This is a genomic window from Streptomyces rishiriensis, from assembly GCF_030815485.1.
Classification (GTDB): Bacteria; Actinomycetota; Actinomycetes; order Streptomycetales; family Streptomycetaceae; genus Streptomyces; species Streptomyces rishiriensis_A.
Window position 1 is genome coordinate 7,958,544 of record NZ_JAUSWV010000002.1, and the last position, 20,449, is coordinate 7,978,992.

Below are 20,449 nucleotides of genomic sequence, written 5' to 3' on the forward strand. Positions count from 1 at the left end.
CACGGTGGCTGTCGACCTGCCGCTTCCCGCCCACGTGGCGGCGGGAGTCCGGATCGCGTGGCGTCCGGTCCGGCCACCGTACGGCCCGCGCCAGGAGTCCGCGGCGGGCCGCCGTGCGGCGTCGGCGGCACTGGCCGCGGCCGGCGCCGCCGCGTCCGTCGTGACGCGCCACGCCGACGGCCGGCCCTGCTTTCCGCCGGGCTTCGCCGGGTCGATCTCGCACACCGACCGGCTGGCCGTCGCGGTGGTGTTCCCCGGTGCCGTCGGGGTCGGCGTGGACATCGAGGACGCGGTCATCAGTCCCCGCGTCGCCCGGTTCGTCCTGCGGGAACGGGAGCGGCGCACGCTGCTCGTGCCGGGAGCGGGATTCACCTCCCGGGAGCTGTTCGCCGCCAAGGAAGCGGCCTTCAAGGCGCTTTACGGCCCGGAGACCCAGGGCGAGCTGCTGTTCTGGCGCGTTGAGCTCAGCCGATCCGGCGACGCGCTGGAGGCGTCCTACCGGGGCGTGCGGGTGCCGGTCTGGGTGCGTTCCGAGACGGATCTCTCCCTGGCCGTCGCCCTTCGTACGTGTCCGCACGGGCCGGCGGCGATGCCGTTCTGACGACGGTACGGATGGATTTCTCACCTTCAAGAAGATCGATCAGCTGAAGAACCACTCTCGTTGCATCGCCACATACGGTCCGTTCCGCAAAAAGGAGTCGTCGTGTCGGATCCCAGGGATATCGCGGTCATTGGCATCGGGTGCCGATTCCCGGGTGGAATCGATTCCCCGGAAAGTTTGTGGGATCTGATCGAGCGCGGCGGCGACGCGATCACGGACATCCCGGCGGACCGCTGGAACGCGGAGGACTACTACGACCCGGAGAAGGGCGTGCCAGGCCGGTCGGTGTCCCGCTGGGGTGGCTTCCTCACCGATGTCGCGGGCTTCGACGCGAAGTTCTTCAAGCTCGGCGAGCGCGAGGCGCTGTCGACCGACCCGCAGCACCGGGTCCTGCTGGAGACCGCCTGGGAGGCGGTCGAGCACGCCGGGATGCGGCCGTCCGCGCTCGCGGGCACGCGCACCGGCGTGTTCGTGGGGATGGCGCACATGGACTACGCCCTCGCCTGCCACGGACCCCAGGAACAGGAGAAGATCCACCCCTACGGCTTCACCGGCTCCGCCCCGAGCATGGGATCGGGGCGGATCGCCTTCGCCCTGGGCCTCACCGGCCCGGCCCTGAGCATCGACACCGCCTGCTCGTCGGGTCTGACGTCGGTGAACCTGGCGGTCCAGAGCATCCGCAGCGGCGAGAGCGACATGGCGCTGGCCGGCGGCTGCATGATCATGCTGGTTCCGGATGCCACCATCTCCTCGTCCGGCCTGGGGATGCTGTCGCCCACCGGCCGGTGCCGCCCCTTCGACCAGGGGGCCGACGGGTTCGTCCGGTCCGAGGGCTGCGGCGTGCTGTTCCTGAAGCGCGCCTCGGACGCGCTGGCCGACGGGGACCGCGTCCTCGCGGTGATCAAGGGCGTCGCCTCGAACCAGGACGGCAGGACCGAGACGATCACGATGCCCTCGGAGTCCGCCCAGGTGGCGGTGCACCGAGCCGCCCTGGCCGACGCGGGTGCCGAGCCGGAGACGATCGGGCTGGTGCAGGCCCACGGCACCGGGACCCCGGTCGGCGACCCCATCGAGTTCCGGGCGCTGGCGGAGGTGTACGGCCGCGACAGCGGATGCGCCGTCAGTTCGGTCAAGTCGAACATCGGCCACACCGAGTCCGCGGCGGGCACCGCGGGCCTCATCACCGCGATCCTGGCTCTCCAGCGCGGCGTCGTGCCCGGGACCCTGCACCTGAACGAGCTGAACCGGGAGATCAGCTCGCTGCCCACCCGGCTGTTCGTGCCGGGGGAGATGCAGCCCTGGCCGGACGAGCGGCGGCCCCGGCGGGCGGCGGTCTCCGCCTTCGGGATGACCGGCACGAACGCGCACGCGATCCTCGAGGAGGCGCCGGCCGTCACCCGGCCGGCTCCCGGGCGCGCGCCGGAGCGGCTGCTGTTCCCGCTGTCGGCCACTTCGACGGAGGAACTCGCGCCGACCGCGACGCGCATCGCGGACTGGCTGAGCGCCCATGACGAGGTCGAGCCGTCCGACCTCGGCTACACACTCGCCCGATGCCGCGACCACCGCGACGTACGCACCGCGGTGATCGCCGCGGACCGCGAGGAGCTGATCGCCGGCCTGCGCGGCATCGGCGACCAGCTCGCCGTGAGGCCCCCGGCCCCGGCGACCGGCGACGACTCGCGCGGCCCGGTCTGGCTCTTCTCCGGCCAGGGCTCCCAGTGGGCCGGCATGGGCGCCTCGCTGCTCGCCACCGAGCCGGAGTTCGCCGCCCTGGTCGCGGAGGTCGAGCCGCTCGTCCAGCGCGAGTCGGGTTTCTCGGTGACAGCGGCGATGACCTCGCCGGAGACGGTGACGGGCATCGACCGGGTGCAGCCGACCCTGTTCGCCATGCAGGTGGGACTCGCCGCGGCCTGGCGGGCGGCCGGTGTCCGGCCGGGCGCGGTCATCGGTCACTCGCTCGGAGAGGTGGCGGCCTCCGTCGTCGCCGGAGCGCTGTCGCTCGAGGACGGCGTCAAGGTGATCTGCCGCCGGTCCCGGCTGTGCGCCAGGCTGGCCGGCGCGGGCGCGATGGCTTCCGTCGAGCTGCCCGCCGCCCGCGTCGAGGAGGAGCTGGCGGGCTTCGACGACGTCGTCGTGTCGGTCATCGCCTCACCGGAGTCCACTGTGATCGGCGGAGCCACCGAACGGGTCCGCGACCTGATCGTGGAATGGGAGCGCCGGGGCGTGCTGGCGCGCGAGGTGGCCGTCGACGTCGCCTCGCACTCCCCGCAGGTCGACCCGATCCTCGCCGAACTCGCCGACGTGCTCGCCGATCTGGCCCCGGACACCGGGACGGTGCCGATGTACAGCACCGCCCTGGTCGAGCCGCGGCTGCGGCCCTCGTTCGACGCCGACTACTGGGTCGGCAACCTCCGCCGGCCCGTCCGCTTCGGCGACGCGGTGATGGCCGCTCTCGACGACGGCCACCGCGTGTTCCTCGAACTCTCCCCGCACCCGCTGCTGACCCGGGCGGTGGACCAGTGCGCCCGGTCGGCGAGCCTGCCCGCCAACGCCATCGCGAGCATGCGGCGCGCCCAGGAGACTCCGCACGGTCTGCTGCACAGCCTCATCGAGGTGCACGCCGCGGGCGGCGGTGTCGACTTCGCCGCCCTGTACCCGGGCGGCGAGCTGGTCGACGCCCCGCTGCCGACCTGGACCCGGCAGCACCTGCTGGTCAGGCCCGGCCAGGCGCGGCTCGCCCACACGGTCAGGATCCACCCGCTGCTCGGCGTGCACATCCGTCTCGACGAGGACGAGGAGCGCCACGCCTGGCAGTCGGACGTCGGTACCGCGGTGCTGCCCTGGCTGACCGACCACCGGGTGCGGGACGTCGCGGCCTATCCGGGAGCGGCGCACTGCGAGTCCGCCCTGACCGCCGCCGCCGAGGTCTTCGGGCCCGGCGCCGAGGTCCGCAACCTGACGTTCGAGCGCATGCTGCTGCTCAGCGGGAACACCGACCTGTCCACGACCGCGACGGTGGAAAGCCCGGGGCAGGCCCGCTGGGAGGCGGTCGCCACCGAGAACGACGAGCGGGCCCGGCTCGCCTCCGCCACCCTGCACGCCGCGTCGTCGGACCGGGCCGAGCCCGAACCACTGGACATCGACCTGCTCATCGAGGAGCACACCGAGCGGCTGTCGGGCGACGACCTGCGCGGCACCCTGAACGAGCGCGGCATCCAGTACGGACCGGCCTTCCAGGGAGCCGTGGCAGCCCACCGCGACGCGGCGGAGGGTGGGCAGAGCGTCCTGGCCGAGGTCACCCTCCCGTCCCAGTTGCGCAGCGGCAATGACGGCTTCCTCGTCCATCCCGCCCTGTTGGACGCCTGCTTCCAGTCTGTCGCCGCGCTGCCCGCCGTCGCGGGCGACGGCGAGGGAGGCCTGCTGCTCCCGCTGGAGGTTCAGCGGCTGCAGCTGTGGTCGAGCGCCGGCGGCGCCGGATACTGCCATGTCCGGCTCCGCTCCAGCGACAGCAACCGGGTGATCGCCGACGTCCGGCTGACCGACAAGTACGGCGCGGTCCTGCTGACCGTCGACGGCCTGGTCATGGGCACCCACGCCAGCGGCGAGGAGAACGCCGACCAACTGCTCAACGAGCGGCTGCTCACCATTGCCTGGCAGCAGCAGGAGCCGCCGGAGCCCACGGGCAGGCCCGCCGTCGAGCCCTGGCTGATCCTGGCTTCGCCCCGTTCCGTGCCGGCCCCGGACGAGCTCGCGGAGGCGCTCCGCGAACAGGGCGCCCACTGCGAGATCCGGCCCTGGCCGCTCCCCGGCACGCAGGCCGCGCTCTCCGGCACCCCCTGGCACGGCGTCGTCCTGCTCTGCCCCCGGCAGGCCGGGCCCGCCGGTGAGGATGCCATAGCCCGCGGACGTGACCTGGTGGCGTCGGTCGTCGGGGTCGCACAGGAGCTCGCCGGAGCCGACGGCACCCCGCCCCGGCTGTACACGATCACCCGGAGCGCACAGCGGGTCGTACCCGGCGACCTGGTCGACCTCGAGCACGCCGGGATCCGCGGGCTGCTCCGCGTGATCGGCGCCGAGTTCCCTGAACTGCGGGTCACCCAGATCGACGTCGGCACCGACCAGGAGGACGGGCCGGCGGCGAAGAACCTGGCGGCGGAACTCACCTCGGACACCGAGGACGACGAGACCGCCTGGCGGGCGGGGCGCTGGTACACCGCACGGCTCCAGCACTCGCCGCTGGCCGCCGACGAGCGCCGTCCGGCCGCGGTCGGCGGCCCGGACGACGGCGTACGGATGGAGATCCGCCAGCCCGGCGACCTGGACACGCTGGAACTGACCGTGGTCCCGCGCCGCGCCCCCGGCGCCGACCAGATCGAGATCGAGATCGGCGCCGCCAGCATCAACTTCCACGACGTCCTGTTCGCCCACGGGAACTACTTCGCCTTCGAGGGAGTGACGCCGGCACTCGGCGTCGACTGCGCGGGCACCGTCGTCCGGGTCGGCGACGCGGTGACGGAGTTCCAGGTCGGCGACCGGGTGATGACCAGCGCCGCCACCGAGGGCGCCTGGGCCAGCCACGCGACGATCGGCGCGGCGCTGGCGGCGCCGCTGCCGCACGGCCTGAGCATCGAGCAGGGCGCCGCCGTCCCGGCGGTCTACGCCACCGTCTGGTACGGGCTCATGGAGCTGTCCCGGCTGCGTCCGGGCGAGCGGGTGCTGATCCACTCGGCGACCGGCGGAACAGGGCAGGCGGCGATCGCGGTGGCCCGGCACGTCGGGGCGGAGATCTACGCCACGGCCGGCAGCGAGGCGCGCCGGGACTGGCTCCGCGCGCAGGGGATCGAGCACGTCTACGACTCCCGCAGCCTGGAGTTCGCCGACCGCATCCGTGAGGACACCTCAGGCGCCGGCGTCGACGTCGTCCTGAACTCCCTCACCGGTGCCGCGCAGCGCGCCGGCCTCGACCTGCTCTCCTTCGGCGGCCGTTTCGTCGAGATCGGCAAACGCGACATCTACCGCGACGGGAAGCTGGGCCTGGCGCCCTTCCGCCGCAACCTCGCCTTCTACAGCGTCGACCTCGAACTGATGGCGGTGGCCGACCCGGGCAGGCTGGGCCGCCTCCTGCGGGAGGTGTCGGAGCGGATGGCCGCCGGCGAGCTGGCGCCGCCGATGACGGCCTCGTTCCCACTGGCCGAGGCGGCGACCGCGATCCGCCGGATGGCCTCGGCCCAGCACCTGGGCAAGCTCGTGCTCACCACGGCGGTGGAACCGGGCACAGCGGCCGTGCTCTCGCCCGACCGGGTCCCGGTGTACCGCGCCGACGGCGCCTACGTCATCACCGGCGGCCTGGGCGGTCTCGGACTGCGCCTGGCCCGCCACCTGTCCGCGGCCGGCTGCGGCCGGATCGTGCTGAACTCCCGGTCCGCGCCCGCCGAGGCGGCGGCCCGCGAGATCCAGGCGATGCGCGAGGCGGGTACCGAGGTGCACGTCGAGTGCGGGGACATCTCGGCTCCGGAGACCGCCGGACGGCTGGCCGCCGCGGCCAGGGCCACCGGGCTCCCGCTGCGCGGCGTCCTGCACGCCGCGGCGGTGGTGGAGGACGCGACCATCACGAGCGTCACCCCCGAGCTGATCGACCGGGACTGGGCGTCCAAGACCTACGGCGCCTGGTACCTCCACCAGGCCACCGCGGAGGACGACCTCGACTGGTTCTGCTGCTTCTCGTCGGCCGCGGCGCTGCTGGGATCGCCCGGGCAGGGCGCCTACGCCGCCGCGAACAGCTGGCTCGACGGCTTCGCCGCCTGGCGGCACGCGAAGGGGCTGCCGGTGACCACGATCGCGTGGGGGGCCTGGGGCGAGATCGGGCGCGGCGCCGTCCTCGCCGAGGCCGGCGACACCACCATGATCACTCCCGAGGAGGGGGTGCACGCCTTCGACGCACTGCTGCGCCACACCCGGCCCTACACCGGCTACCTTCCGCTCTCCCGGGCGCCCTGGCTGACCGCGCTCGCCGGGCGCAGCCCGTTCGCGGCGGCCTTCAAGGACGATCGGGGCGACCACCCGCAGTCCTCGGAGCTGCGGCTCGAGTTCGAGGCGCTGACCGCCGGCGAGCGCATCTCCTGGCTGCGGCGCTTCGTCGCGGGGGAGGCCGCGGCGATCGTGCGCAGCGCCGTCGACCCCAGCCGGCCCTTCAACGACTACGGCCTGGACTCGCTCGGCAACCTGGAACTGCGGACGCGGATCGAGACGAACCTCGGAATACGCATCGCCCCCAAGGCGGTGGCCGAGAACAACTCGGCCCAGGCGCTGGCCCAGCACCTGGCAGACCACATCGGCACCTGAGAGATGGCATGACCGCGATCATTGTGTCCGGTGCGACCGGATCCCTGGGCGGCCACCTGGCCGCCGCCCTGCTGGAACAGTCCCATCCCGTCATCTACTGCCTGGTCCGGGCAACGGACATCGCCACCGCCGACCGGCGGCTGCGCAACCGGATGGCCGAGATCGGCTCGGACGACCCGGCACGGCTCGTCGCCGTGCCGGCCAACCTCGAGTCGCCCCGGCTCGGCGTGACTCCTCAGGTCTGGAGAACCCTCACCGACCAGGTGACCCAGATCTTCCACTGTGCCGCGTCGGTCCATCTCACGGCGACGTACTCGCAGCTCGCGCCCGCCAATGTCGGCGGCACGAAGGAGCTGATCGGCCTGGCCACGGCGATCGCCGAACGCTCCGGCTCGCCGGTCGGCTTCCACTACGTCTCGACGCTGGCCGTCTTCCTGGACTCGGTCAAGGCCGGACTCGCCGACGTGGACGAGACCACGCGGCCGTCCATGGAGACCGCTGGGGAACTCGGCTACCCGCGCTCCAAGGTCGCCGCCGAACGCGTGGTGGCCAGGGCCGCGGACAGCGGCGTCGTCAGCGCGGTCTACCGCCCCGGACTGGTCACCGGGCATTCGGTGACCGGCGACACCTCCAGTTCCGATCTGCTCATGCCGGTGCTGCGCGCGATGGTCGCGATCGGCTACGCGCCGGACCGGGCCGAAGCGGTGCCCGGAGAGGCGGTCGATCTCGTGGCCCGCCACATAGCGGGCCTCTCCGTCGGTCAGACGGGGGGTCAGGCCTATCACATGGTCAAACCCCGGCCGGTCTCCCTCATGCACGCCTTCGACGCTCTTCGCCGGGCCGGGTACCCGCTGGCCGAGGTGTCGCCCGAGAAGTGGTGGGAGCTGGCGGCGCACCGCCGGGAGGACCCCGAGGTGGCTCCGCTGATGCACATGGGCCCCATCGGCCGCCGGATGCTGGGTCTCGAGCCCGGATACCTGCTGCCGTCGTTCCGCAGCGACCACACCTACGGCGTGCTCCGGCGTGCGCTTCCGGAGCCGGCCGCGCTCGACGAGGGCTTCTTCGACCGGCTGGTCGCCCACGGGCTCACCCGGTTCGTCCCACCGCCGAAGGGATAGGCCCCGCAGACCAGGAGTCGGTCCCCGGTCCAGCTCCCCGGACCGGGGCCGGCTCACACCATTCGCCGCCTGTTGCGCATGCCTCGGCGCCGTGCCCTTCGGGTGCCGTGCCCGCGAGGAGGATCCGGGGAGCGTGCGCTCCGACCCGGCGATCGAGTACGTGGAGAATCGCGATGCCACTGGACCGTCTACTCCGGCACCTGATCGCCTGGCAGAGCGCCGACGGCCCTCCCGTCCCCGACCGGGAACTGACCATCGAGCAGGCTCGTGAACGGTACCGGGCGAACGCGGCGCACCAGCAGCGGGACAAGGACGCGTCCGGCCCGGCCGTGACCTCGGCCGACCGGCTGATCGAAGGCCCGGACGGAGCGGCGCTCGGCATCAGGGTGTACACCCCGGAGCCGAGCGGGCAGCGGGTGGTCACCTTCCTGCACGGCGGGGGGTGGGTGCTGGGCGATCTCGACAGCCACGACAGGGTCTGCCGGGCCATGGCGGCATCGCTGGGAGCGGTCGTGGTCGCGGTCGATTACCGGCGGGCGCCCGAGTTCCCCTATCCAGCGCCGCTGCACGACGCGGTCACCGCGGCCCGGTGGACCGCCCGGTCGTTCCCCGGCCGCGCGCACGTGATCGCGGGCGACAGCGCGGGCGCCAGTCTGTCCCTGGGGGTGGTTCTCCAGGCGCACGACGTCCGCTTCGCGGCACAACTGCTGGTCTATCCGCCGGTGGACCCGAGTCTGATGATGGCCTCGGCCGGCGAGCACAGCAAGGGCTGTCTGCTGAGCGTCGAGGACATGGTCTGGAACTACGCGCAGTACGTCCCCGACCCGCGGCGGCGCTCCGACCCCGCCGTCGACCTGCTGAGGGCCGACTTCCGGAATCTGCCTCCGACCGTCGTCGCCACCGCCGAGTACGACCCGCTCCACGACGAGGGCGTGGAGCTGGTGGCGAGGATGCGTGCCGCGGGAGTGGCCGTACGCCATGTACCGGGTGAGGGCTTGGTCCACGGCTACTTCCTGATGCAGGGCGTCGTCCCGGCGGCGACCGCGTGCGCCCGACGGGTCATCGGGGAACTGGACACGCTGCTCGACTCGCTGGACGAGGAAGCCGGGGCCGGTCCGCCTCGGGGCTCCCGGGGCGAACGGTGAGCCCCGACGGCGTCGGGCCGGCGGCACGGACGCCGGGGAGTGCGGCGCACGGGGTCCGGGGGAGCGGATCCGACCTGGAACTTCTAGGAGGCGGCCTGGCGAGCTGCTTCCCCCTGCGGCGGCGGCAGGGTCGCCTGGAGCCGGCAGAGCCCGTCGATGAAGACGTTCAGTCCGTAGTCGAACCGTTCCGCGGGGTCCGTGCCCGTCAGCGAGTCGAGTGCCGCCGCGTACTGCGGTGACACCTTCACGTTCAGTCGCTCGGTGTGGACCCGCCAGTCGTGGTCGGGCGGCAGCCGCAGCTGGGCCTGTTCCTCGATGGTGTGGCCGAGCACGTAGTAGAAGAGGGCGAAACTCATCCAGCCGGCCTGGGCGGGAGGCAGGCCGGCCCCGCAGAGCACCTGGACGGCCATGTCCGAGCCGATGATGGTGTTGGCTCCGGGGGCGAACGTGCCGGCCACGACATTGGCGCCGTCGCGATGGCTGAGCAGGGCCGTACGGAGCCGATTGCCCAGAATCTGGATCTGCTCGGGCCAGGAGACGTTCGGGAGGGGGTCGCCGATGCCCTCGACGATCTTGTCGGCCACGGCGTCGAGCAGCGCCTCCTTGTTCGGGAAGTGCCGGTAGAGAGCGCCCCCTTGCACGTTGAGTGCAGCGCTGAGCTTGCGCATCGTGAGCTGGTCGAGACCCTCGGCGTCGAGGAAGCGCAGTGCTTCCTCGACCACGTCGGATTTGCGCAGCGGCATCGAGACTCCCTTGATTGACATCCTCCGGGCCGCATCGTAGCGTGAACGTTGTTCACGTGAACGCTGTTCACTTGACCGTGGTTCACTCGTGGTCGATCACTGAGGAGACTCCATGTCCCGGACCCGAGACGCGTCGACACCCACAGTGTTACGGCCGAATCTGCCTCTCGGCGTCGTCGTGGCCATGTCCTGTCTCGCCCTGTTCATGGTCGTGCTCGACGCCACCATCGTCACCGTGGCTCTGCCGGACATGCAAGCAGGTCTGGGGCTGTCGACCGACGAGCAACAGTGGGTGGTCAGCGGCTACTTGATCACCTTGGGGGGCTTCCTGCTCCTGGCGGCCAGGGCCGGCGACCTCTTCGGGCACAAGCGAGTGTTCCTGTTCGGCGCGGTTCTCTTCACCCTCGCCAGTCTGATCGGCGGTCTGGCGTCCGATCCGGTCGTCCTGATCGCGGCCCGGATCGCCCAGGGGGCCGGCGCCTCCGCGCTCACCCCGACCAGCCTGAGCCTCATCACCGCAAGCCACACCGACGAACGCGAACGCGAGCACGCCCTGGCGCTGTGGAGCATGATGGGCGGCATCGCCGGCCTGGCCGGTGTGGTCCTCGGAGGCGTCCTCACCGAACTGAGCTGGCGCTGGGTGCTGTTCGTCAACATCCCTCCCGGCATCGCGCTGTTCGCCGCCGGCCTGCTGTTCCTGCTTCCCTCCGACAGGACGGAGCGCGTCCGGCTCGACCTGCCCGGCGCCCTGTGCGTCACCCTCGGGATCGGGGCGCTCACCTACGGCCTCTCGGAGGCCTCCTCCGAGGGCTGGGGTTCCCCCGAGACCCTGGTGCCGCTGATCGCGGCGGCGGTACTCATTGTCGGCTTCCTGATGGCCGAGGCGAAGGGCTCCCACCCGCTCATCCCGCTGGACCTGCTCCGGCCGCGGACCCTGCGGATCGCGAATGTGCTCATGTTCTGCCTCGGCGTGACGCTGACCGCCCTGCTCTTCTTCCTCTCGCTGTACTGCCAGCAGGTACTCGGCTACAGCGCGCTGCGCACCGGCATGGCCATGCTGCCCGTCACCGTCATCTTCATCGTCGGCGGCCTCACCTCCCGTCAGCTCGTGCCCGTGGTCGGCCCCCGGCGCATGCTGGTGGCCGGCGGCCTCATCTCCGCCGCGGGCATCGCCTGGCTCGCCACCATCCCCACCCACTCCGCCTATGTGACCCACATCCTCCTGCCCAACCTGGTCGGCGGATTCGGCGTCAGCATCATGCTGCTCGCCGTCACCATCAGCGGCACCTCCGGTGTGGCTCCCCGGAACGCCGGTGCCGCCTCCGGGCTGCTCAACACATCCCGTCAGATCGGCGGAGCCGTCGGTCTGGCGGTGCTCGTGAACATCGCCTCCACCGTGACCTCTCATGCGAGTCATGACAAAGGCCGCCTCGACGCGCTCGTCCAGGGCTACCGCGTGGCGTTCCTCGTGAACGGCGGGCTCATGCTCGTCGCCGCGCTGGCCGCGCTCGCACTGCCGGCGGTGGCGGCCGAGGAGAAGGCCTCCGAGCCGCTCGGGAACGAGACGGCGCCCACGCGGCCCTAGTCGGGCACCGCTTGCTTATTTGCTGCTTGAAATGGATCGGCCGGGCCAATGCGCCCGGCTCGATCCCTTTTTCGGATCAGGCCGAAACCGATAGAAAAGGAGAACACCAAGACTCCGGCCACGGCCGGTCGGTGCAGTGAGAGAACGCGAGTGCATACCGGATACGAGGCGAACTCGGCGTATGCGGCTCGTGGAGCTTTTCATGCTCCACGACCCGCGAGGCTGCCGTGCTGGCCCGCTTCGCTGTCTTCGGGTCCCCAGGGCATCAATTCGAGCCATCCGTCCCTGATATCGATTGCCGGATGACCGGGCCGCCGCGATGAGCGGGTGACGCCCTTTCGGCAGCCGAAGGGTGAAAGGACCTGCTTTCACCATCCCACCCCCCCCCCCCCCCACCGCGGGTCGTACCTTGGCCTCGCTGCTGTTCGCCCTGATCTGCCTCGGGAAGATACATTTCTGTCCCGGGGCCGGCGTGAGGGATTTACGGATCATGGAATTCCGGATTCGGGTGGTGCGACCACGTAAGAGACGGGCGGGCTGACCGCGGGTGATGCCGAATCAGCGTTCGCCGCAAGCGGTGACAGGTCCGAATTCTGTGCCTCGCAAATGATCATTTCCGCGTCGACGGGATAGCCGGGACGGGTGATCGACAATCAACGAACCGAGCTAATCGGACCCGTTAATTCCAGCTGTGCAGTTCTTGAGTACGAACGAATTCCGACATTTCAACGAGGCGCGCCCCAACTGAGTCAACCTTTGGCCAAAACCTCTTGACTCGAAACATCGTGACTGACTATCTTCGACGGCTGTCGGCCTCAAAACGGGGGAGGTTGAGCATGGCCTACTTGTCGCGCGTCGGCTTACGGCGCAGAGCAGGGCGGAAGCACAATCACATGGCCGGGTCGCATCGGTGGGCGGCCGGACTTACTGCGGTTTTCGGCCAGCCATGCGAATGGAGCGGGCACGCCGTCGGCTCCTTCACGCTCACACCACGCGGTTCCGCGAAATTGGCGAGATTTTACCGTGCCGGTGTCGGTAGATCATTCGGCTTGTCGGATTTCGCCTGCAAACGGCAGTCGGTGCGGAAGCGGCGTCCCTTGACCGAGAAGCGGCGGCCGGATACGGCCGGCGCGGCGACGGGCCGGCGGGTGAACCGGTCCCTGCCGCGGCGTGTGCCATGTCCGGCGCTGGCCGGAAATCCACCCGCTGCCGCCGCCCTGCCGACTTGCGCGAGGGGCTGTGGCGGACCGCCCGCTTGCCCTTCGGGGCGCCGATTCCGGACCGGACCGCCCTCACGGCATCCGGCCGGAATCGCTTTCCGCCACCGGCGAGCCGTTTCTCATTCCAGGGGGAACCGATGTGCATCCGAGTGATGGTGTCCGACGAATCGTCGCTGTCCCGAAGCGCCCTCGCCGCGTTGCTCGAAAAGCGTGAGGAGATACGGGTCGTCGGAGCTGTCGGCGGTGACACCGACGCGCTGGATTTCGCGGAGACTCATCGGCCGGACATCGCGATAGTCAGCTTCGACGGCGCGGACATCGGTGCGATCAGCGTGGCCGAGAAGATCGCGAGCCTGCCGGAATGCCGGAGTCTGGTCCTGGCCGAAAGCTACACCCGCTCGATCATCAGGCAGGCCTTCTCCGGCGGCGTCGACGGCATGTTGCAGCGCAGTGTGTCGCCGAGCTGGTTCTTCGAAGCCCTGCACCGGGTGCATCAGGGCGAACGCGTCTTCGACGCGGACCTGACGGTCGCGGCCCTGGCCAACGCCGGATGCCCACTGACCGCGCGCCAGCTCTCCGTTCTGGAGCGCCTCTCCTACGGCGACGCCATTGTCGAGATCGCGACACGGCTGCACCTGTCCGAGGGGACCGTGCGCAATTATCTCTCATCCCTGGTGACAAAACTCGGTGCCCGCAATCGCATCGACGCACTGAGGATCGCCCGAGACGCGCACTGGCTTTGAAACCTCTGCGATCCGATCTTTTTCCATCAATTGGGGGATGGCAATGAACACGGAAGTGCTGAAGGCCGACGTCATAGGCGATATAGCCCTTGAGTCGGGGGTGGAAATTTTATTAGGCGTGGTCGGCGCGATCCGAGAAAAGGACGTGAGGTCCGCCCGCAGCCACCGCAGGGACGATCAGCCCATGGCGTCCAGAGGCCCCGCGCGCACAGCGGTCCCTCCGCGGCGCCGGTCCGTCGACATCTGCGCGCGACCGCGTGCATGCGCCAGTTGTTGATCCACTCTGTCCCTGTGTTGCGAGGTGGTGAGAAGTGATGGAGAAGCTGGCCGAACGGGATGAGGAAGAGAAGACGCTGGCGCAGGTCTATGGCGAGTGCTCTCTCGGCGGAAGACGGATCGTCGCCATCGAAGGAGCGCTGGCCAGTGGAAAGACGGCCCTGCTGGCCTCCTTCGCCCGCGACGCCGCCGACGCGGGCGCGACGGTCCTCGAGGCCTCCGCTTCGAGCTTCGAGCGCTACCAGCCGCTCGGGATCATCGATCAGCTCCTCCGGGGGTGCCGGCTCTTCTCGCCCGGTGCGGACCTCGAGGTCCGCGCGCTGTGGGAGAGCGCCGGCGGTGAGGGAGCGCACAGCGAGATCTCCCCGTCGATCCTCGGTGTGCTGCAAGGCGCCTTCCAGTACCTGACCGACAGCCCGCAACTGGTCATGTGCATCGACGACGCGCATTTCATGGACGTCGAGTCGCTGCAGTACCTGCTCGCCCTCATGCGGCGGATGGGCACCGCGCCCATATCGATCGTCTTCACCTACTGCCCGGACATGGGCCGGGACAGCGTCCAGCGCCTACTGCAGGCCGAGATCCTCCGGATGCCCAACTGCACCCAGCTGGACCTCGAGCCGCTCTCGGAGACGGGAGTCGCGACGGTGCTCGAGGACTATTTCCCTCTGGAGACAGCGGGCCGGATCGCGGCCGACTGCAGACTCCTCAGCGGAGGCCGGCCGCTGTTGGTGCACGCCCTGGCTGAGGACTACACCGGCCGGCTCGCGGAGTCGGCCGCGCAGCGGCCCGTGGCCGGTCCTGCCTTCGGCCGAGCGGTCCTGAGCTGCCTGTACCGGGCGGATCCGGTAGTGCTCCAGATCGCGCGGGCGATGGCCACGCTGGGGGAGCTCCGCTCGGCGGCCGTCGTGGCGCGCCTGTGCGGCATGGATCCGGAATCGGTCGCGCGCATCGCAGCGTCCCCCGGCGTCGGCGGGCTGCTGGAGCACGACCTGCTCGGGCAGCCGAGCGTGCGTGAGGCCGTGCTCGGCAGCATGCCGCAGAACGAGCGCCAGGACATGCGGTCCCAGGCGGCCCGTCTGCTGCACCACAAGGGCGCCCCCGCCCTGGTGACGGCCGAACACCTGATGCGTATCGGCGAACCGGTCTCCTGGGCCAGGCAGGTGCTCTGCGAGGCCGCGGACCAGGCCCTCGCGGGCGGTGACCCCGAGGCGGCCGTCGGCTACCTCGAGAGAGCCCATCGTGAGTGCGCCGAGGGGCGGGAACGGATCGACATCGCCGCGAGGCTCACCGAGGTCATGTGGCGGTACGACCCCGCGGCGGTCAAGAGCCATCTCCCCGAACTGGTGGCGGCCGCCGAGCAAGGCGGGCTCTCCGTCCGGCAGTCCCTCCACCTGGTCCGATGTCTGCTCTGGAACGGACAGGTGGAACAGGCGACGCGCGTAGTCACGCGCCTCGGCGACGACCCCCACGTGCCGGACGGCGAGGAGGCCGTCCCGTACGCCGGACAGCTGCGTCTGTGGCTCCCGCTCACCTACCCCGGTCTCGTGTCCGCCCCGGCCACCGAGGACGTGGCGGCGCAGGACGCGGACCCGAGCGCTTCCGGGCATCGCGCCGCGGCCGCACTCGGCGCGGTCCTGCGGGGCGCCGACGGGACGGAAGCCGTCCCCGCTGCGGAACTCGTCCTCCGGGAAGCACTGGCCGGAGCGGCGAGCCCGGCCTCGTCGCTCGCCTCACTGATGGTCCTGATCTACTCCGACCACCTCGACAAGGCGTCCGTGTGGTGCGACGCCCTCCTCGCCTCCATGGGTGAGACCTATGGGCTCGTGTGGAACGCCATGTTCACCGCGGCGCGCGCGGAAATCCACTACCGTCTCGGAGACCTGGCGAACGCGAAGCGGCAGGCACAGGCGGCGCTCGCGCTGATGCCGCACGAGAGCTGGGGAACGGCAGTCGTCGTCCCGCTGTCGATCCTGGTGCTCACCGCCACGGCGATGGGCGATCCGGGGGAGGCCGAAACCTACCTGGACATCCCCGTTCCCCGTGCCGCCTTCGGGACCCTGGGCGGCGTCGTCTACCTCGATGCCCGGGGCCGTCTCCATCTCGCGCGTGGCCGCCACGACGCCGCCCTGCAGGACTTCCTGGCAGCCGGGCACCTGATGAAGATCTGGGAGATGGACTGCCCGTCCGCGGTGTCCTGGCGCGCCCATGCCGCGCGTGCCTACTTCCACAAGGGCCTATCGGCACCGGCCGGGGAACTCCTGACGGAACAGATGTCGCTGCTCCCCGCCGGCCACCTGCGCACCCGCGGCCTGACCTACCGCGCCCTGGCCGCCACCCTTCGCCCGGACGAGCGTCCGCCGGTACTGCTGAAGGCGGCGAACCTGCTCGACCGCTGCGGTGACTCACTGAACCTGGCGTACACGCTCGCAGACCTGGGGCACGCCTACGAGTTGCTGGGCGACTCCGTCCAGGCCCGCCGCCACGCCCACCAGGCGAGGACACTGGCGGGCCGGTGCGCCGCGGCACTCCCGCCGCAGCCGTCGTCGGCGGCGGCGAACGAGGGAGCGGGGCCGGAGCCCCTCGGCGAATCCGGCCAGCCCGCCGGTCGGCTCAGCTCGGCGGAGTGGCGGGTGGCGGAACTGGCCGCGCGGGGCTCCACGAACGAGCAGATCGCCCGGAAGCTCTTCATCACGGTCAGCACCGTGGAGCAGCACCTCACCCGCGCCTACCGGAAACTCGGCATACGCCGCCGCACCCAACTGCCCTCCGCCTATCCGAACTCGTCCCACGACCACCGCCGCCCACGGGCCGCCCGGTGACGGGGTGCTCCCGCTCGGCGCGCGTCGAGCGGGAGCACGGGACCTTCGCGAACCGGAACCGCTCATCGCCCCACCGGGCTCCACGGCTGCGGGCGACGTACGGGAACACTGGGACAGGGGCCGGGCTACCGGCCGGGAACGGGGGGCAAGGAGCGTCACCCTCCCGAGGTTCAGCCCGTGCCGTTCACCGCCACGCCCGCAGCCGAGGCCGTGCGGGTGCCGGTGCCGCCCGAAACGGACCCCTCGTCAGGCCGGCGGCGGCGCCGTCGATCCCCGGGGAGTCAGGGCGGGCGTCGGCACCTGGTGGGACACGGCTTCCTCACCGGCGAGGACGGCGAAGAGCGTCCGTGCCACCTCGGCGCCGAAACCGTGGACGTCGTGGCTCATGGCCGACAGGGTCGGGTGCGTGAGCCGGCACAGCTGGGAGTCGTCCCAGGCCAGCAGCGACAGGTCCTGAGGCACCGACAGGCCCATCTCGGCGGCGACCGCCGCTCCCGCCACGGCCATGATGTCGTTGTCGTACAGAATCGCGGTCGGCCGCCGGGCGGAGAGCAACAGGGTCCGGGTGGCGCGGGCGCCCTCCTCGCCGGCGAAGCCGGTGGCGATCTGCTGAGCCTCGTCCAGGCCGAGTTCGGCCATCGTCGACGCGAACGAGGCGGAGCGGATGCCGCTGTGGCCGAGTGACAGGGGCCCGCCCACGCGGGCGATCCGGCGGTGTCCGAGCGCCGCCAGGTAGCGGACGGCCTGGGCCACGGCGGTGGCGTCGTCGGTCCACACGGAAACGAGGTCACCGGTCAGGGAGGGATGTCCGACGGCCACGGCCGGCAGCCCGAGGTCCTTGAGGGCCGGGACACGGGGGTCGCCCTCGTGGAAGTCCACGAGGATGGAGCCGGCCACCTGGCGCCCTCGCCACCAGCGTGCCTGCAACGCCACCTCCTCGTCGAGGTCACGGACCAGGCGCAGCAGCAGCGAGCAGGAGTGCTCGGTGAGCACGCTCTCGATGCCGGAGATGAACTCCATGTAGAACGGTTCGAGCCCCAGGAGGCGGGCCGGGCGGCAGATGGCGAGGCCCACCGCGTCCACCCGCTGGTTCGACAGGCTGCGCGCGGACAGGTTCGGTTCCCAGCCGAGCTCGCGGGCGGCGGCGAAGATCCGCTCGCGGGTCGCCTCGGACAGACCTGGCCTCCGGTTGAAGGCGAGTGAGACGGCTCCCTTGGACACGCCGGCGCGGGCGGCGACGTCCTTGATGGTGATCCGGGCCGGTGGCGCGCTCACGAGCCCTCCACGCAGAAGATCGCTTCGCGTACCCGCTCCGCCGACACGCCGGACACGCCGCTGACCCTGATGCGGGTCTGCTCGCCCGGGAGGAGGGTCACCAGGCCGCGGTCGGCTGCGGCGTCCGGGCTGAGCCTGTCAGCCTGGAGCAGCAGGTCCCGTACCAATGTGTGTGCTGTCACCACGACGTCGACCTTATCCCCGTCGTCCGTGACCGGCTGCACCTCGACCCCGAAGCGCGGCTCGGGGAAGTCGGTGTCCCGGTCGCGGGCGGCGAAGTGGAAGGCGCGGAGCCCGTCCGCCTCGGCGACCAGGTACTCCTTGGGCGAGGACGGTGTGGGCAGCAGGTCGTCCGGAACGGCGAGACGGGTCACGCTCCGCGCCTCGGCACCGACGGGGAGGCGGGTCTGCGCCAGCGTCACGCCGTCGGTGGTCAGCCGCCGCAGGAGCACTTCGGCGCCCCAGCCGTCGGCGGACTGGTTGACCAACGCCACGGTCAGGCCGTCGCCCTCGGGTTGCACGGTCACCAGGCGGTCGGCATAGACACGGCGCAGCTCGTGGTACAGCGGCTTGAGCCGTCCGTCCCCGTCGATCGCCGACCAGGAGCTGACCGGCCAGCAGTCGTTGAGCTGCCAGACGATCGTGCCCGCGCACACCGGCCAGTGCGATCGCCAGTGCTCGATGCCTGCGGCCACCGCGCGCGCCTGAACCACCTGGGTGAGGTAGTGCCAGCGGTCGAAGTCACCGTCGGGCGGCGCGAAGTGGCGGGCGACGCCCCTGTCCAGCTTGCCGTTGCCGTCCTCGGCCTTCTGGTGGTGCAGCATGCCGGGGGAGTCGGGGGCCAGGTTGTCGTCGGGAAGCGCGCGCCGCAGCGTGGAGACGGCCGGGGGCGCCTGCCAGCCGAACTCCGCCACGAAGCGCGGCACACTCGCCCGGTATGCGCTGTAGTCGAGGCGGTTCCACACCTCCCACGAATGGTGGGTGCCGTGCGCCGGGTCGTTGGGGTGGTGGTCCCAGCTGCCGGACCACGGGCTGCCGGCGGTGTAGGCCCGGGTGGGGTCGAGTTCGGCGACGATCCGGGGGAGCATGCCGAGGTAGTAGCCCTCACCCCACGAGTCACCGGACAACAGGGACTCCCAGCCCCAGTCCCGGAAGCCCCACAGGTTCTCGTTGTTGCCGTTCCAGAGGACCAGCGAGGGATGCGGCATCAGCCGTACGACGTTCTCGCGGGCCTCCGCTTCCACCTCGCCGCGCAGCGGCTGCTCCTCCGGGTAGGCCGCGCAGGCGAACAGGAAGTCCTGCCACACCATCAGCCCCAGTTCGTCGCAGGCGTCGTAGAAGGCGTCGCTCTCGTAGAGGCCGCCGCCCCAGACGCGCACGAGGTCGATGTGGGCCCCCGCGGCCTGCTCGAGGCGTCGGCGGTAGGCCCCGGAGGTGATGCGGGAGGGCAGGACGTCGTCGGGGATCCAGTTGACGCCCCGGGCGAATACGCGAACGCCGTTGACCACGAAGGTGAATCCCGTGCCGTGCGCGTCCTTGGAGCGATCCAGACGGACGGTACGGAAGCCGATCCGGCGGTGCCAGGCGTCGAGCGGCACGGGTTCCGGGAGTTCGTCGGTGGCATCCAGGAGCGTCAACTCCACCTCGTACAGCGGTTGTTCGCCGTAGCCGCGCGGCCACCACAGCTCGGGTCCGGGTACGTCCAGGACGACGGTCCCCCGGTTGCCGTCCAGGACGGTGGTCGCCTCGACGCCGGCCACCGTGGCCCGGGCCGTCAGGACGCGGGCCACACCCGGCGCTGTGCGCTCCACCTCGATGTGCAGTTCCACCCGCCCCGTGCCGTCCGCGACCGTCACCACGGGCCGGACCCGGTCCAGGCGGGCCGTGGACCAGCTCTCCAGCCGCACCGGCTTCCAGATGCCGGCGGTCACCACGGTGGGCCCCCAGTCCCATCCGAAGCTGCTTGCCATCTTGCGGATGTACTGGGACGGCTCGGGATAGACGTTGGGCCGCTCACCGACGAGCTTGCTCACCGCCGCGGCCTCGGTGTAGGCCGAGGCGAACCGCACGCTCAGTTCACCGCTGCGACCGGAGACGTCGAAGCGGTAGGGACGGTGCATGTTGCGGGTGCGGCCGAGGACTTCGCCGTCCACGGCGATCTCGGCCGCGGTGTCCAGACCCTCGAAGACCAGATCCGTGCGCTCGTGCGCGGACGGCGGCAGGTCCAGGCGGCGGGTGTAGAGCCAGGCGCGACGGCCGACCCAGGCCACCTCGTGCTCGTTGGCGCCGATGAGCGGGTCGGGGATGACTCCGGCGGTGAGCAGGTCCGTGTGGACGCATCCCGGGACCTGAGCGGGCAGCACGGACCCGTCGTGGTGCAGGTTCCAGCCCTCCGGAAGAGGGGTGACGTCCTTCATGCGTGGCTCCCATCGAAGCGACTGCGGCCTGTCGGTGCTTGGCCGAGCACAAGGTAGCGGGTCGTCACCTTCGATGTCCATAAACCGGTTCAGTTCGTGGCTGAGAAAGACGACCCTTGCAACTCGCCCCGTTGTTCACATGTTTGTCGGGGGTTGGCGCAA

The 20,449-nt window shown here is 71.1% G+C and carries 10 protein-coding genes; 7 read left to right on the plus strand and 3 right to left on the minus strand.

Annotated elements, in window-relative coordinates; genetic code table 11:
- The first annotated feature begins 4 nt into the window (after positions 1-4).
- The 4 genes from QF030_RS37575 to QF030_RS37590 all read left to right on the plus strand — a co-directional run bounded on the left by QF030_RS37575 (position 5) and on the right by QF030_RS37590 (position 9,206).
- Entirely contained in the window at positions 5-601 is a 597-nt protein-coding gene (locus QF030_RS37575) for a 4'-phosphopantetheinyl transferase superfamily protein (protein WP_307167029.1), read from the plus strand.
- 102 nt (positions 602-703) lie between these two features.
- On the plus strand, positions 704-6,943 hold the full coding sequence (gene pks2 / locus QF030_RS37580; RefSeq protein WP_307167030.1) for a sulfolipid-1 biosynthesis phthioceranic/hydroxyphthioceranic acid synthase: 6,240 nt from the start codon (positions 704-706) through the stop codon (positions 6,941-6,943).
- A gap of 8 nt (positions 6,944-6,951) precedes the next feature.
- Positions 6,952-8,061 carry an SDR family oxidoreductase gene (locus QF030_RS37585; RefSeq protein WP_307167031.1) on the plus strand — a complete coding sequence of 370 codons (1,110 nt, stop codon included), beginning with the start codon at positions 6,952-6,954 and terminating at the stop codon, positions 8,059-8,061.
- A 173-nt stretch (positions 8,062-8,234) separates the two neighbouring features.
- Positions 8,235-9,206: an alpha/beta hydrolase gene (locus QF030_RS37590; protein WP_307167032.1), complete on the plus strand. Its 972-nt coding sequence runs from the start codon at positions 8,235-8,237 to the stop codon at positions 9,204-9,206.
- A gap of 83 nt (positions 9,207-9,289) precedes the next feature.
- Here QF030_RS37590 and QF030_RS37595 read toward each other — a convergent pair whose 3' ends face one another.
- Positions 9,290-9,949 carry a TetR/AcrR family transcriptional regulator C-terminal domain-containing protein gene (locus QF030_RS37595; RefSeq protein ID WP_307167033.1) on the minus strand — a complete coding sequence of 220 codons (660 nt, stop codon included), beginning with the start codon at positions 9,947-9,949 and terminating at the stop codon, positions 9,290-9,292.
- A 112-nt stretch (positions 9,950-10,061) separates the two neighbouring features.
- Between QF030_RS37595 and QF030_RS37600 the strand changes: the two genes are divergently transcribed.
- The 3 genes from QF030_RS37600 (at position 10,062) to QF030_RS37610 (ending at position 16,595) form a co-directional block, all read left to right on the plus strand.
- A complete protein-coding gene (locus tag QF030_RS37600; protein ID WP_307167034.1) occupies positions 10,062-11,534 on the plus strand; it encodes an MFS transporter in 1,473 nt (490 codons plus the stop codon).
- A gap of 1,372 nt (positions 11,535-12,906) precedes the next feature.
- Positions 12,907-13,497 (plus strand): response regulator transcription factor, encoded by a 591-nt coding sequence (locus QF030_RS37605; RefSeq protein WP_307167035.1) that lies wholly within the window; start codon positions 12,907-12,909, stop codon positions 13,495-13,497.
- A gap of 314 nt (positions 13,498-13,811) precedes the next feature.
- A complete protein-coding gene (locus QF030_RS37610; protein WP_307167036.1) occupies positions 13,812-16,595 on the plus strand; it encodes an AAA family ATPase in 2,784 nt (927 codons plus the stop codon).
- A 246-nt stretch (positions 16,596-16,841) separates the two neighbouring features.
- On the opposite strand, the gene QF030_RS37615 is transcribed toward QF030_RS37610, so the two are convergent.
- Positions 16,842-17,870 (minus strand): LacI family DNA-binding transcriptional regulator, encoded by a 1,029-nt coding sequence (locus QF030_RS37615; protein ID WP_307167037.1) that lies wholly within the window; start codon positions 17,868-17,870, stop codon positions 16,842-16,844.
- Positions 17,867-20,287 carry a glycoside hydrolase family 2 protein gene (locus QF030_RS37620; RefSeq protein WP_307167038.1) on the minus strand — a complete coding sequence of 807 codons (2,421 nt, stop codon included), beginning with the start codon at positions 20,285-20,287 and terminating at the stop codon, positions 17,867-17,869. The genes QF030_RS37615 and QF030_RS37620 overlap by 4 nt, the downstream gene beginning before the upstream one ends.
- Positions 20,288-20,449 lie beyond the last annotated feature (162 nt).